The organism is Bradyrhizobium sp. UFLA01-814 (genome assembly GCF_046718885.1).
Lineage (GTDB): Bacteria > Pseudomonadota > Alphaproteobacteria > Rhizobiales > Xanthobacteraceae > Bradyrhizobium > Bradyrhizobium elkanii.
Map to the genome: position 1 here is coordinate 1 of NZ_JAQOSR010000030.1, position 14,605 is coordinate 14,605.

Annotated in this window: 13 protein-coding genes; 3 read left to right on the forward strand and 10 right to left on the reverse strand. The window is 64.9% G+C overall.

Annotated elements, in window-relative coordinates:
* The 9 genes from PMN64_RS11750 to PMN64_RS11790 form a co-directional block, all read right to left on the reverse strand.
* Positions 1-420, reverse strand: a 420-nt coding sequence (locus PMN64_RS11750; RefSeq protein WP_411780812.1) for a tripartite tricarboxylate transporter permease, incomplete at its 3' end; no start/stop codon positions are given.
* A gap of 22 nt (positions 421-442) precedes the next feature.
* Positions 443-985 carry a tripartite tricarboxylate transporter TctB family protein gene (locus PMN64_RS11755; RefSeq protein WP_411780813.1) on the reverse strand — a complete coding sequence of 181 codons (543 nt, stop codon included), beginning with the start codon at positions 983-985 and terminating at the stop codon, positions 443-445.
* A gap of 76 nt (positions 986-1,061) precedes the next feature.
* On the reverse strand, positions 1,062-2,162 hold the full coding sequence (gene mtnA / locus PMN64_RS11760) for an S-methyl-5-thioribose-1-phosphate isomerase (protein ID WP_411780814.1): 1,101 nt from the start codon (positions 2,160-2,162) through the stop codon (positions 1,062-1,064).
* Positions 2,163-2,203: 41 nt separating this feature from the next.
* Positions 2,204-3,079, reverse strand: coding sequence for an S-methyl-5'-thioadenosine phosphorylase (locus PMN64_RS11765; protein WP_411780815.1), 876 nt, complete (start codon positions 3,077-3,079; stop codon positions 2,204-2,206).
* A 258-nt stretch (positions 3,080-3,337) separates the two neighbouring features.
* On the reverse strand, positions 3,338-4,315 hold the full coding sequence (locus tag PMN64_RS11770; protein WP_370144256.1) for a Bug family tripartite tricarboxylate transporter substrate binding protein: 978 nt from the start codon (positions 4,313-4,315) through the stop codon (positions 3,338-3,340).
* 423 nt (positions 4,316-4,738) lie between these two features.
* Entirely contained in the window at positions 4,739-5,536 is a 798-nt protein-coding gene (locus tag PMN64_RS11775) for an enoyl-CoA hydratase/isomerase family protein (RefSeq protein ID WP_411780816.1), read from the reverse strand.
* Positions 5,537-5,584: 48 nt separating this feature from the next.
* On the reverse strand, positions 5,585-6,778 hold the full coding sequence (locus tag PMN64_RS11780) for a pyridoxal-phosphate-dependent aminotransferase family protein (protein WP_411780817.1): 1,194 nt from the start codon (positions 6,776-6,778) through the stop codon (positions 5,585-5,587).
* A gap of 128 nt (positions 6,779-6,906) precedes the next feature.
* Positions 6,907-8,190 (reverse strand): MFS transporter, encoded by a 1,284-nt coding sequence (locus PMN64_RS11785; protein ID WP_411780818.1) that lies wholly within the window; start codon positions 8,188-8,190, stop codon positions 6,907-6,909.
* A 61-nt stretch (positions 8,191-8,251) separates the two neighbouring features.
* Positions 8,252-9,454: a pyridoxal-phosphate-dependent aminotransferase family protein gene (locus PMN64_RS11790; RefSeq protein WP_411780819.1), complete on the reverse strand. Its 1,203-nt coding sequence runs from the start codon at positions 9,452-9,454 to the stop codon at positions 8,252-8,254.
* A gap of 132 nt (positions 9,455-9,586) precedes the next feature.
* Between PMN64_RS11790 and PMN64_RS11795 the strand changes: the two genes are divergently transcribed.
* The 3 genes from PMN64_RS11795 (at position 9,587) to PMN64_RS11805 (ending at position 13,871) form a co-directional block, all read left to right on the forward strand.
* The gene (locus tag PMN64_RS11795; protein ID WP_411780820.1) at positions 9,587-10,339 is read left to right on the forward strand and encodes a GntR family transcriptional regulator; all 753 of its coding nucleotides are present in this window, start codon (positions 9,587-9,589) and stop codon (positions 10,337-10,339) included.
* 132 nt (positions 10,340-10,471) lie between these two features.
* Positions 10,472-13,450, forward strand: coding sequence for an FAD-binding and (Fe-S)-binding domain-containing protein (locus PMN64_RS11800; RefSeq protein ID WP_411780821.1), 2,979 nt, complete (start codon positions 10,472-10,474; stop codon positions 13,448-13,450).
* Positions 13,443-13,871, forward strand: a complete 429-nt coding sequence (locus tag PMN64_RS11805) for a heme-binding protein (protein WP_028337737.1) — start codon at positions 13,443-13,445, stop codon at positions 13,869-13,871. The genes PMN64_RS11800 and PMN64_RS11805 overlap by 8 nt, the downstream gene beginning before the upstream one ends.
* Positions 13,872-14,178: 307 nt before the next feature.
* On the opposite strand, the gene PMN64_RS11810 is transcribed toward PMN64_RS11805, so the two are convergent.
* Positions 14,179-14,442, reverse strand: coding sequence for a hypothetical protein (locus PMN64_RS11810; RefSeq protein WP_028337738.1), 264 nt, complete (start codon positions 14,440-14,442; stop codon positions 14,179-14,181).
* Between the last annotated feature and the right edge of the window lie 163 nt (positions 14,443-14,605).

Consider the following 14,605-nt stretch of genomic DNA (forward strand, 5'->3'; position numbering starts at 1 on the left):
CAGCGCAAACGACGAGATCATCGGCGCCAGGAAGGTGATCAGCAGCACCGCGACCAGCGAACCGACGAAGGAGGAGGTGAACGCCGCGGTGAGCGCTTCGGCCGCCCTGCCCTGCTGCGCCATCGGATAGCCGTCAAAGGTGGTCGCGACCGACCAGGCTTCGCCCGGAATATTGAACAGGATCGAGGTGATGGCGCCGCCGAACAACGCGCCCCAGTAGATGCACGACAGCATCACGATGGCGGAGGTCGGATCCATCGTGAAGGTCAGCGGCAGCAGGATCGCGACCCCGTTGGGGCCGCCAAGCCCGGGCAGCACGCCGACAAAGATGCCGAGCACCAGCCCGACCATCATCAAGAGCAGCGTCTTCCACGTTAGAAGGACGGCAAAGCCGTGCAGCAGGAGACCGAAAGCTTCCATGTTTCGAAATCCTGTCGGTTCGCTAGCGGCCGAGAGCCGCTTCGAGCGGTCCCTTCGGCATGATGACGTCGAAGACGATGTCGAAGGTCACGAACATCACGGCGGTGAAGACGAAGGCGGTGAGCAGCGACTTCCACAGCGCGATCTTGCCGACGAGGCGCATGAAGCCTGCGATCAGGAGAAAGCTCGCGATATAAAGGCCGAGATATTGGGTGGCGAGGCAGAACAGCAATGTCGGCACGAACACCGCCATCACCCGGCGAAGCTGGGACCGGGTGACAAAGGTCTCGGCGGCTTCCCGGCGCGAGAGGAAGGCAGCGCCGAGACCATAGAGGCTGGCACCGCCGAGGATGACCGAAAGGTAGAACGGAAAATAGCCCGGTTGCGGCCCGGTCGAGTCCCACGACGCGCCGGTGCGCCAATTGTCCCAGCCGAGCACCACGGCGAGCGCAAGCAGAAGCAGCGACACGACGACATCAACGACGCCGGTGCTGACGACCGCCGGCGAGTTATCTTCAGGTGCGGTCGGATCGTCGACAACGATCTCAAGTTCGGTATTGGACATGGATGAGACGGTCTGGGTTGCGAGGGCAACGATTGGGATAGCGTGCTGATGCAACCACCGTCAATGCAGCCTTCAGCTAAACGGTGGAACGTTCGGGAAAGGCGCTCGCAAGTGCAGCACGCTCCGGCTTGAGAACGCCGCGCTCGGTGATCAATCCGGTCACCAGCCGCGCCGGCGTGACGTCGAAGCCGAAATTGGCAACCGACGAGCCGTCCGGAACCACGCGCACGGTCTCGATCCGTCCATCCGCCGTCCGCCCGGTGAGATGCGTCACCTCGGCGGCCGCGCGCTGCTCGATCGGAATCTGCCTGACACCGTCATCGATACTAAAGTCGATGGTCGGTGACGGCAGCGCAACATAGAACGGCACGCTGTTGTCGTGGGCCGCGAGCGCTTTCAGATAGGTGCCGATCTTGTTGCAGACATCGCCATTGGCGGCGACGCGATCGGTCCCGACGATCGCGAGATCGACCATTCGATGCTGCATCAGATGGCCGCCGGTGTTGTCGGGGATCACGGTGTGCGGCACACCGTGGTGCCCGAGTTCCCAGGCGGTGAGCGAAGCGCCCTGATTGCGCGGCCGGGTTTCGTCGACCCAGACATGGACCGAAATGCCGCGATCGTGCGCCTGGTAGATCGGCGATGTCGCCGTTCCCCAATCCACGGTTGCAAGCCAGCCGGCGTTGCAATGCGTCAGGACGTTCACTACCTCGCCCGGCTTCTTGGTCGCGGCGATCGTCTCGATCAGGCCGAGCCCGTGACGGCCGATCTCGCGGTTGATCTCGACATCCGCATCGGCGATCTCGCGCGCGCGGGCATAGGCCGCCTCGGCGCGGGCCGAAGCCGCAAGTGGCGCCAGCGCGCGCCGCATCTCGTCAACGGCCCATTTCAAATTGATCGCGGTCGGCCGGGTCGCCAGCAACATCCTGACGGCGCGCTCGAGCGCCGCGTCGGATGCATCGGCGCGCATCGCAAGCGCCATGCCATAGGCTGCGGTGGCGCCGATCAGCGGCGCGCCGCGGACCAGCATCGAGCGGATCGCCTCGCCGGCCTCGTCCGCGGTGGTGAGTTTGGCGACGATGAATTCATGCGGCAGCCGGCGCTGATCGATCGCGCCGACCGACCAGCCGTCGGGCTCGAGCCAGATGCTGCGAAAATGTCGTCCATCGACCTTCATGTCCTACGTCCTTCGCGTCGCGCGCTCGCTGGAGGACTTCCTCACGACCGCAGCACCCGTCCGGCGACGGCATCGAGCTTGGCAAGCAGCGCGGGATCGCGGGCCGCGGGCGCCGTGATCAGCGCGGTGTCCAGCGCACGATCCGAACCGACCGGGCACGGCTCGTGCTCGCGCGGGAAATCCCGCGCCAGCCGCGCGACCAGCGCCTTTGCCTTCTCGGCGTTCGAATTCAGCACACGGATGATATCCTGCACCGTCACGGCATCATGCGCCGGATGCCAGCAATCGAAATCGGTGACCATCGCCACGCTGGCGTAGCAGATCTCGGCCTCGCGGGCGAGCTTGGCTTCCGGCATGTTGGTCATGCCGATCACCGAATAGCCCTGCGCCTTGTAGGTCAGGCTTTCGGCGAGCGAGGAGAACTGCGGCCCCTCCATGCAGAGGTAGGTGCCGCCGCGGGCGAACGCGATGTCTTCGGCCTCGGCAGCGGCGGCGAGATGCCTCGCCAGCAACGGCGACACCGGATGCGCCATCGAGACATGCGCGACGCAGCCCCTGCCGAAGAACGAGCTCTCGCGCTTGTGGGTGCGATCGACGAACTGGTCGACCAATACAAACGTGCCCGGCGGCAGCTCTTCCTTGAACGAGCCGCATGCGGACAGCGCGACGAGGTCGGTGACCCCCGCCCGCTTCAGCACATCGACATTGGCGCGATAGTTGATGTCGGACGGCGACAGGGCGTGTCCATGGCCGTGGCGCGGCAGGAACACGATCGGCAGCCCCGCCATCTCGCCGCGTCGGAGCGGCGCCGACGGCTCGCCCCAGGGGCTTGTGATCGCCTCCTCGCGGACATTTTCCAGGCCCGGCAGATCGTAGATGCCGGATCCGCCGATGATCCCCAACACGGCTTTGGTCATGATCGCTCCTCACGGTCCCGCAACGGCGCCGGAGGGGTGACCCAGCCCGATCGGGCTCGCCGGACGTTCGGCCATACAGCGGCGCAGTAATCACTGCGCCGCTGCCGCTTGCAAGGCAATTCCAAGTTAAGAGGAAAGCAGCCGGCCCAGTCATTCCGGGGACCCGAAGGGTGAACCCGGAATCTCGAGATTCCCCGATGCGCAATTGCGCATCTGAGGTTCGTTGCTTCGCATCGCCCCGGAATGACGGCGGATCCGCTACTTCGCGACGAACCCTGCCGCATTCATCAGCGAGGCATTCTGCTTGTCGTCATCCTCAAGGAACTCGACCATGTCCTTGCCGGTGAGGAAGATCGGCTTCAGCGCCTGCTTCTCCATGTAGTCCTTGTATTCAGCCGTCTGCGTCACCTTCTGGAACAGGTCGACATAGAACGCCTGCTGCTCCTGCGTGACCTTGCCCGGCAGGAACATCGCACGCAGCATCAGATACTGCACGTCGAGTCCCTCCTCCTTGCAGGTCGGGATGTCGTTCCAGGATTGCGTGTCGGTGACCTTGGTCTTGTAGGAGATGCGCTCCTTGTCGAACACGCAGAGCGCGCGAACCTGTCCGGCGCGCCAGACTTCGAGGTTCTCGCTGGGATTGTTGACGTTGGACTCGGTGTGGCCGCCGACCAGCTGGGTCGCGGCCTCGCCGCCGGACTTGTACGGCAGGTAGGAGAACTTTGCGCCGGTCTTCTGCTCCATGAAGACGGTCAGCACGTGATCCTCGCGCTTGGAGCCCGTGCCGCCCATCTTGAACGGCGCGCTCGCCGCTTTCGCGGCAGCGATGAACTCCTTCACGGTCTTCGGACCGGAGGCGTTGTCCCACAGCACGAACTGATCGAGCGCGATCACCGACACCGGGGTGAGGTCGCGCCAGTTGAACGGGATCTTGGCCGACAGCGGCAGCATGTAGATCAGCGAATAGGCGATCAGTACCTTGTTGGGATCACCCTCGCTGGACTTCATGTACATCAGCGCTTCCGCACCCGACGCGCCGCCCTTCAGCGATACCACCATCGGCTGCTTCATCAGATTGTTCTTCTGGATCGCCGCCTGCATCATGCGCGCCATCTGGTCTGAGGCGCCGCCGGCACCGGCCGCAACCACGATTTCGACCGGCTTGCTTGGCTCCCAGCCGGCAAAGGCCGGCGTGCTCAGCAAGAGGGCCGCGATTGCAGCCGTGGTTTTTACAATCTGTCCCACGTGTTTCTTCCCTATCTATTTGTTCGGCTTGGCAAAACCTGCGAGGTGGCGGGTGCGGTCATTGTGCCGAGAATGAAGGTGAGTTCAAGCCGCGAACTGCCGCATGGCCTATGACTTTGGAATGAGGTGGGCGTCGTTTGCGAGCCACCGGATGCGCACCGTGGGAGTTGAGCTCGCGATTTCTTCAATCGTCGTCCCGGCGAAGGCCGGGACCCATACTCCGCGGCGGATGTTGTGAGTGGGGCTCGTCGTTGCAATAGCGCTTAACGATTAACATCGGTGGTTATGGGTCCCGCCTTTCGCCGGGACGACGTCGGGATTGCTACACGATCTGTGAATCATACCTTCGCATTCTCGCGACCCGATTTGTCCCTCGGTTCAGCGAGCCCGCAGTCCTCTGTCGCCCAGCCGCCGCTACTTGCCCTTGAAGTTGGGCGCGCGCTTGTTGAGGAAGGCGTCCATGCCCTCGCGGAAATCCTCGCTCATATAGGCGCGCAGGATCAGGTCCTCGCCCTCCTCGCGCGACAGCGTGCGGCGGATGCGGCGGACCGCTTCCTTGGTCACTTCGAGCGTGATCGGCGCGTGGCCGGCGACGAGCTTCGCCGTCTCGGTGGCGCGGCGCTGCAACGTTTCCACATCGGGGACGACTTCGTTCAACAGCCCGAGCGCCAGCGCTTCCGGCGCCTCGACGAGGCGCGCCTTGAAGATCAGATCCTTGGTCCGCGCCGGACCGATCAGCGACACCAGCCGCGAGATGTTGGACATCGAGAGGCAGTTGCCGAGCGTGCGCGCGATCGGGAAGCCGATCCGCGTCGCCTCGGTGCCGATCCGGATATCGCAGCAGGCGGCGATGCCGGCGCCGCCGCCGGTGCACGCGCCGGCGATCGCCGCGATCACGGGCACGCGGCACTGCTCGAGCGTTCCCAGCACGCGATCGATCCGCGCCTCATAGTCGAGCGCATCCTGGGCAGTCTTGAACGCCCGGAACTGCGAGATGTCGGTGCCCGAGGCGAACGCCTTGTCGCCGGCGCCGGTCATGATCAGCGCCTTGATGGAGTGATCCTGATTGATGTTCTCGCAGATCGCCGCCATCTGCTCGTACATCGCAAAGGTCAGCGCATTGCGCGCCTGCGGCCGGTTGAACATGATGCGCGCGATCCCGTCCTCGACGGAGTAGATCAGGTCTTCGGTCGAAGTGACGGGCGCGTTCATGTCTCGCTCTTTCTGTTGTTTGCGATTCGATTTCAGGCGACAGCCTTCTTAAGCGACAGCCTTCGACTGCGCGGCGTCGCGGCCCTTCAGGACCTCCATCGCCGCCAGCACGCCGCCGCTGCGATGCGGCACCTTGGCCAGATCAAGGCCCATCTCGACGCCGGACAGCGTGCCCATCAGCATCAGGTCGTTGAAGTGCCCGATATGCCCGATCCGGAACACCTTGCCCTTGACCTTGTTGAGGCCGGTGCCGAGCGACATGTCGAAATTCTCCAGCACGACCTTACGGAAGTGGTCGGCGTCGTGGCCATCGGGCACCCGCACCGCGGTCAGCGCCGGCGAGTGTGCACCCTGCTCCTGGCACTGTGTCTCGAGGCCCCAGACCTTGATCGCCGCGCGGGTCGCTTCGCTGTGGCGCTTGTGGCGGGCGAAGACGTTCTCCAAGCCCTCTTCCTCAAGCATCTTCACCGCCTCGCGCAGGCCGAACAGCAGGTTGGTGGCGGGCGTATAGGGCCAGGTGCCGGCCTTGTTGATGTTGATGACTTCCTGCCAATCCCAGTAGGAGCGCATGCCCGGATTGGCCTTGGCCACGGCGAGCGCCTTCTCCGACACGGCGTTGAAGCCGAGGCCGGGCGGCAGCATCAGTCCCTTCTGGGAGCCGGCGATCGAGACGTCGACGCCCCAGGCGTCATGCTCATATTCCAGCGAGCCGAGGCCGGATATGGTGTCGACCATCAAGAGCGCCGGATGCTTCAGCGTGTCGAGGATCTTGCGGACGTCGCGCGGATAGGTGACGCAGGCGGTCGAGGTCTCGTTATGGACCACGCAGACCGCCTTGATCTTGTGCGCCTTGTCGGCGGACAGCCTGGCCTCGATCTGCTCGAGGTCGGCGCCGTGGCGCCAGTCGCCCGATATGAAGTCGACGTCGAGCTTGAACTTGTCGGCAATACCATGCCACAGCACGGCGAACTGCCCGGTCTCGCACATCAGGACCTTGTCGCCGGGCTGCAGCGTGTTGACGATCGCAGCCTCCCAGGCGCCGGTCCCCGACGACGGGTAGATGATCACGGGCTGCTTGGTCCGGAACACACGCTGCATCGCAGAAAGCACGGCAAAACCGATCTCGGCGAACTCGGGACCGCGATGGTCCATGGTCGGCATATCCATGGCCCGCAGCACCCGGTCCGGCACGTTGGTCGGTCCCGGAATCTGCAGAAAATGCCTTCCAGTATGCACGGTCATGAGCGTCTTTCCCGGTCTCGTCTTGGTCGTGGTGAGCCGCTCGCATATCACTATTCGCCGGGTTTGTCCTAGGCCCGGCGGGGGTCCGTCATGCATATCTGACGGCGCTCCGCCGGGCCGGCAGCGCCTCATTCGGCGGCCACCACCTTGCCCGGCACCACCGATTCGTTCGTCTCCTCGAACGGCCGCTCGGGATGCATCAGGAACGCCGAGAAGCCCCCGACCAGCAGCAGGCCCATCGACATCAGGAACGGCAGATACCAGTTTCCGGTGGCGTCGATGACGAAGCCGGCGACCAGCGGCGAGGCGATAGCCGCGAAAGCCGAGCCGGTGTTCATGATCCCCGCGGCGGTGCCGGAATATTTCGCCGCGATGTCCATCGGGATCGACCACATCGGCCCGATCACGAGTTCGGCACAGAAGAATCCGGCCGACAGGCAGAGCGCCACCACCGTGATGTCGTGAACGAACAGGATCGGCATCAGGGACAGCAGCGCACCGGCGAAGCCCACGACCGTCACGCTGAGCCGCGCCAGCCGTACATTGCCGGTGCGCTCGAGAATGCGGTCGGAGATGACGCCGCCGATGCTGTCGCCGACGACGCCGGCAAAGAACACGCCGGATGCGAACAGCGCCGAGTTCTTCAGATCGAGGCTGTAGTTGTTCTTGAAGAACAGCGGCAGCCAGTTGAGATAGAGCCACAGGCACCAGCCGTAGCAGAAATAGGTCAGCGTCACCGGCCACATCCGCTGCAGCAGCGGTCCCCACGGCACCTTCGGCCGCTCGCCCTGCGGACGCGGCGGCAAAGTCGCAAGCTCGGCCGCGGTGATCGAGCCATGGTCCCGCGGCTCGTTGCGGAAGTACCAGACCCACGCGATGCCCCAGATCAGGCTGACAACGCCGAGCACGACGAACGCGCCGCGCCAAGTCAGCCAGAGGATCAGGAGCGCGACCACCGGCGGAGTGATCGCATTGCCGAGCCGTGCGAATGAATGCGTCAGGCCTTGCGCGAAGCCGCGGCGGTTCGCCGGCGTCCAGTACTGCATCGCGCGGGTCGCGGTCGGAAACGTCGCGCCTTCGCCGAACCCCAGCGCCAAACGCGCGACAAACAGCGCGGCAAGGCCATGGACAAAGCCGGTCATGATGGTCGCCGCGGCCCAGATCATGCCGCACCAGAACAAGGTCTGGCGCGGCCCGAAGCGATCGCCGACCCAGCCGCCGATCACCTGAAACAGCAGGTACGGATAGGCAAAGGCCGAGAACACCAGGCCGAGCTCGGTGTTGGACAGGCCGAGCTCCTTCTGGATCTCGCCGGCCGCGGTGCCGATGTTCACCCGGTCCACATAGGTGATGAAGTACATCACGCAGAGCATGGCCAACACGACATGGGTGGCCTTGAACCGAAGCCTCATATCATCCCTTCCCCCGATCCGCGATTGTTCTGAGTTCGTTGCGCCGCGGATGCCGTGGCTGCTAGGTGCTGACCACCTTCAGATGCGACGACGCGTTGCGCTGGTCGCGCTGCTCGAGAAGCCGCATCGCGGCCTCGACGCCGCCCGGGCGATGCGGGACGCCGGCGACCGACAATCCCATCTCGACGCCGGTCAGCGCGCCAAGCAGCGTCAGCTCGTTGCACTCGCCGAGATGACCGATGCGGAACACCTTGCCCGCGACCTTCGACAGGCCGGCACCGAGCGACATGTTGAAATTGTCGAGCACGACCTTGCGGAACTGATCGGCATCATGGCCGGGCGGCATCATCACCGCGGTCAGCACCGGCGAGAATTCCGAGGGCTCCTGGCACAGCACCTCGAGCCCCCACTGATTGACGGCGGCGCGCGTGGCGGCGGCCAGCCGCTGATGGCGGGCGAACACGTTGTCGAGCCCCTCCTGCAGCAGCATCGCGATCGCCTCGCGCAGCCCGTAGAGCAGGTTCGTCGCCGGCGTATAGGGGAAGAAGCCCTTGGCGTTCGGCTTCAGCATTTCCTCCCAGTCGAAATAGGAGCGCGGCATCTTATTGGTGCGCGACGCGGCGCGCGCCTTCTCCGAGATAGCATTGAAGCCGAGGCCAGGCGGCAGCATGAAGCCCTTCTGCGAGCAGCTGACGCTGACGTCGACCTTCCACTCGTCGTGCCGGTAATCGACCGAGCCGAGCGAGGAAATGGTGTCGACCATCAGGAGCGCCGGATGCGCGGTGCGGTCGATGGCGGCGCGGATGTCCGCGATCCGGCTGGTCGCGCCGGTCGAGGTCTCGTTGTGGACGACCATCACCGCCTTGATGCTGTGCGCCGTGTCCGCGGCGAGCCTTGCTTCGATCTGGGCGGGGTCGGCGCCACGCCGCCAGTCGCCGGGCATGAAATCCACCTCGATGCCGAACCGGCCGGCCATCTGCCGCCACAGGGTGGCGAAGTGGCCGGTCTCGACCATCAGGACCTTGTCGCCCGGCGACAGCGTGTTGACGATCGCGGCCTCCCAGGCGCCGGTCCCGGACGACGGGAAGATCACCACCGGACCCCTGGTCTGAAACACCTTCTGGCTGCCCTCGAGCACGGCACGGCCGAGCGCGGCGAATTCGGCGCTGCGGTGGTCGATGACCGGCATATCCATCGCGCGAAGAATGCGATCCGGGACCGGGCTCGGCCCTGGAATCTGCAGAAAATGGCGCCCTTGATGCATGAGAACCTCCCAATCGCCGGATTTCGGCTCCTCTGCGAGCTATTTTGCATTCATTTTTTGTCTTTTCAATCCAATTTTGGTATTCGATCGAGAGCATCGACGCGACCGCGCCGGCAAATTATTGTTCAGAATATGAAATCCGCGATTCCCGAAGCCGGGGTTCCAATCACCCCGCCCGCCGCCGGCAATGGCAGCGACCGCCAGGAGGCCTCGCTTCACGGCGAAATCCTGCTGCGACTCCGCGACTATGTGGTGGAAGGCAACATTCCCGAGGGCGCCCGCGTTCCCGAGCGGCAGCTCTGCGAGATGCTGGGGATTTCCAGGACGCCGCTGCGCGAAGCGCTCAAGGTGCTGGCCGCCGAGGGCCTGATCGAGCTCTTGCCCAACCGCGGCGCGCGGGTGCGCCGGCTCAGCCCGCGCGACCTCGAGGAATTGTTCGACGTCATGGCCGGGCTCGAGAGCCTCGCCGGACGACTGGCATGCGAGATCATCACCGACGAAGAAATCGTCGCGATCGAGCGGCTGCACTACGAGATGTACGGCCATTATCTGCACCGCGACATGCACGGCTATTTCCAGACCAACCAGCAAATCCACGAGAGCATCGTTGCGGCCGCGCGCAACGAGACGCTGAAAGCCACCTATGCCAACTACGCCGGCCGGATCCGCCGCGTCCGCTATTCCGCCAATTTCGCCCGCAAGCGGCAGCGTTGGGCCGAGGCGATGCGCGAGCACGAGACGATCCTTGATGCGCTGCGCCGGCGCGCGGCAAGCGAACTCAGCGACATCCTGTTCCAGCACCTGCGCAACAAGCGGGCCGCCGCCATCGATCACCTCGCGGAGGGGCCGGACAGCGGCCTGGAGACGACGCCCCAGAACGACTAAAGGGGCCGGCTAAGGGATAGCTGGAGAGCAGCTATCCTTGCCCATTATGAATTCATAATGTAATTCTCACGTCGAGAGAATGCATAATCCATGAGCAACTGCGGTGGCGTCATGGATCACATCGGATCTGGGATGAAGAACGCCTCCTCGCTCGAACAGCGCCTGCGGTCCGAACTGGCCGGCGACGTGTTTTTCGACGCCTTCAACCGCGGCCGCTACGCGACCGACGCCTCGTTCTACCAGATCATGCCGGCCGGCGTGGTGGTGCCGCGAACCGTCGACGAGGCGCTGCGGACGCTCGCGATCGTCCGCGACGCCGGGCGGATCGTTACCCCGCGCGGCGGCGGCACCTCGCAATGCGGCCAGACCGTCAATGACGGCATCGTGGTCGACCTGTCCAAGCACCTGAATCGGGTCCTCTCGCTCGACGTCGAGCATCGGACCTGCGTGGTCGAGCCCGGCATCGTGCTCGACGATCTCAACCGCCAGCTCAGGAAGCACGGGCTGTGGTTTCCGGTCGACGTCTCGACCGCATCGCGCGCCACGATCGGCGGCATGGCCGGCAACAATTCCTGCGGCGGCCGCTCGCTGCGCTACGGCACGATGCGCGACAACACGCTGTCGATGGATGCTGCGCTCGCCGACGGCACGCTGCTGCATTTCGGCGAGGTGCCGCGCGACCTGACGCGGGTCAATTCGTCCGACAGCGGACTGAATCTGTTTCGCGACATGCTCGATCTCGGCGAGCGCGAGGCGCTCGAGATCGCGGACAAATTCCCCAAGGTGCAGCGCCGCGTCGGCGGCTATAATCTCGACGCGCTGGTGCCGCGCAATGCGCCGAACAACCTGGCGCATCTTCTGGTCGGCTCGGAGGGCACCCTCGCCTTCACGACCCAGGTCGAGCTCAAACTGTGGCCTGTGATCCGCAACAAGGCGCTCGGCGTCTGCCATTTCGGCAGCTTCTACGAGGCGATGGACGCGGCCCAGCATCTGGTCAAGTTGCGGCCCATTGCCGTGGAGCTCGTCGACCGCACCATGATCGCGCTCGGCCGCGAGATCGCGATGTTCCAGCCGATCATCTCGGCTGCGGTGCGCGGCGATCCGGACGCCATCCTGGTGGTCGAGTTCGCCGAAGAGGACCAGGCCGACAACCTCGCCCGCCTCAAGCAACTCGGCGAGCTGATGGCCGACCTCGGCTTCGGCTGGGACAAGCCGCAGCGCAAATGGGGCGGCGTGGTCGAGATCGTCGAGCCTGCGCTGCAGACCGGCATCGCCGATTTCCGCGCGGCCGGCCTCAACGTCATGATGTCGATGAAGCAGGAGGGCAAGCCGGTCTCGTTCGTCGAGGATTGCGCGGTGCCGCTGCCGCATCTCGCCGACTACACCGAGCGGCTCAATGCCGTGTTCGCCAGGCACGGCACCCGCGGCACGATGTATGCGCATGCCTCCGAGGGCTGCCTGCATGTACGCCCGGTGCTCAATCTCAAGCTCGAGAATGACGTCAAGGCCATGCGCGCCATTGCCGAGGAAGCCTTCGCGATGGTGCGCGAATACAAGGGCTCGCATTCCGGCGAGCACGGCGACGGCCTGGTGCGCTCGGAATTCCACGAAGCGATGTTCGGGCAGCGCATCGTGGCCGACTTCCGCGAGGTCAAGCAGCGCTTCGATCCGACCAACACGCTCAACCCGGGCAAGATCGTCGATCCGCCCAAGATGGACGATCGTTCGCTGTTCCGCTTCGCGCCGGATTATCGCGTCGGCGAATTGAAGACGGTGCTGGACTGGTCGGCCTATCCCGGCGCCGGCGGCGGCTTCCAGGGTGCCGTCGAGATGTGCAACAACAACGGCGCCTGCCGGAAGCTCGAAGGCGGCGTGATGTGCCCGTCCTATCGTGCCACGCGCAACGAGAAGGACGTCACCCGCGGCCGCGCCAATACGCTGCGGCTCGCGATCTCCGGCCAGTTGGGTGCGGACGCGCTCGCCTCCGACGAGATGATGGAGACGCTGAAGCTCTGCGTCTCCTGCAAGGCGTGCCGCCATGAATGCCCGACCGGCGTCGACATGGCCAAGATGAAGATCGAGGTGCTGGCGGCGCGCGCCGCGACGCACGGCCTGTCGCTGCGCGACCGGCTGGTCGGCTATCTGCCGCGCTATGTCGATCTCGCCTCGCGCTTCGCGACGATCGCGAACTGGCGCAACCGCAGCCCGCTGCTGCGCGCGCTGCTGGAGAAACTCGCCGGGATCAGCGCCAGGCGCGCGTTGCCGGAATTTCGCCGCGACACTTTCCGGCCCGACGCCGCGGCGCTGGGCCCGGTGGATGGCCGCGAAGTGGTGCTGTTCGCCGATACGTTCAACCGCGGCTACGAGCGCGAGAATCTCGACGCGGCGATCGAGGTGCTGGTCGCCGGCGGCTATCGCGTGCATCTGCCGAGGCCATCGGACGGCGGGCGGCCGCCGTGCTGCGGGCGAACGTTCCTGTCGGCCGGACTGGTCCAGCAGGCCCGCGCCGAGCTCGACCGGTTGGTTGCGACCTACGTCCCGTTCGCGGCCCGCGGCGTGCCGATCATCGGTCTCGAGCCCAGCTGCCTGCTGACCTTGCGCGACGAGCTGCTGTCGCTGCGTTCGGATGAGGCCGCCAAGACCGTCAGCGCGCACGCGCTGCTGTTCGAGGAATTCCTGGTGCGCGAGGCCGAGGCCGGGCGGCTGGCCCTGCCGCTCGGCGCGGTCGCCGGCAAGGCCGTCGTGCACGGCCATTGCCACCAGAAATCCTTCGGCGCGTTCAAGCCGGTGGAGAAGGTGCTCCGGCTGGTGCCGGGTCTCGACGTCAAGACCATCGAGTCGAGTTGCTGCGGCATGGCCGGCGCGTTCGGCTATGGTGCCGACACCTATCAGGCCTCGATCGAGATGGCTGAGCTGTCGCTGCTGCCGGCTGTCAGAGGCGCCGATCAGGACACGCTGATCGTGGCCGACGGGACTTCATGCCGGCACCAGATCAAGGACGGCAGCGGGCGGACGCCGCTGCATGTCGCCAGCGTATTGGCGATGAGCCTGAAACGTGCGAAATCGAATTTCGACAGATTGTTACCGACAAAGGAAGAGGCCCATGGCTGAGCTCACTCTCGAAACTGCCCGCAAGATTCTGGATGCCGCGCTGACCAAGGGGGTCGAGAAGAAGTTCAAGCCGCTGGTCGTCACCGTCCTCGACGCCCGTGGCGCCGTGAAGGTGACGGCGGCACAGGACGGCACCAGCCTGATGCGGGCCGAAATCGCCCATGGCAAGGCCTATGGCGCGCTGGCGCTCGGGATGGGATCGCGGGCGCTGTTTCAGCGCGCGCAGGAGCAGGCCTATTTCGTCGACGCCGTGAACACGCTCGCGCAGGGGCGGATGGTGCCGGTGCCCGGCGGCGTGCTGATCCTGGATGGTGCTACCCTGCTCGGCGCCGTCGGCGTCAGCGGCGACACCTCGGACAATGACGAGATCTGCGCCGTGGCGGGCATCGAAGCCGCCGGCCTGAAGGCCAACGCAGGCTAGAACAGCCCTGCTCGCGCGCTTCCGAGATTGGTTTTTGAACGGTGATGCACTTAGGTTGAAAGTCACGCTGATTGGAGACATTGGCACCCCGTCGGGGGTTCAAGTCGCTGGACCGCTACAGCCCGAAACCCGCTATTTCCGAAGCCCTGTTTTTCTATCGGAGGGCAGCCTAAGTCGCGACGTGGGCCCTTGGTAGCCCATCAACGGCCGCCGTTCGCACGCAATGCCTCTCTTTCCGGCTGCGGTTCGGGAGGCCGAGCTTCCATGAGCTCGAGCACCGCGCGCCCAAACAGCTCGCTTCTAGCCCTTAGCGCGGCCCGGAGTGCGCTTCGACAAAGGCGCGAAGGTGTGCGTCGCGTATATCGAGAACATCGAACAGCCCCAAGGACTGCAAAGCCGGAAGCGCCTCGATCACATCGCGCTCTGCCGTTTGCCTATCCTCAACGCTAGTTTCGGGCGCAGCCAGCATCCGGGCGTTGGCGAGAAACGCACCCACAGAACCTTTGCGAACGTTAACTCCATTGATCACAGCCTGGTCGACGTCGTCCGGCATCACTTCTTTTGCACGCATCGTATTTCTCCTTCGATCACAACCCGAGAATAGCATGTGACGCTGGCGTTGCTGCGCGATCTAGGCCATACAATACGCAGTTGAGGCCATGTCAAAGCCACTGATCGAACCTAGTCGCGCCGATACGGACGCGGGCCCTCCGCTGGTCGCCGTCTTGGCAAAC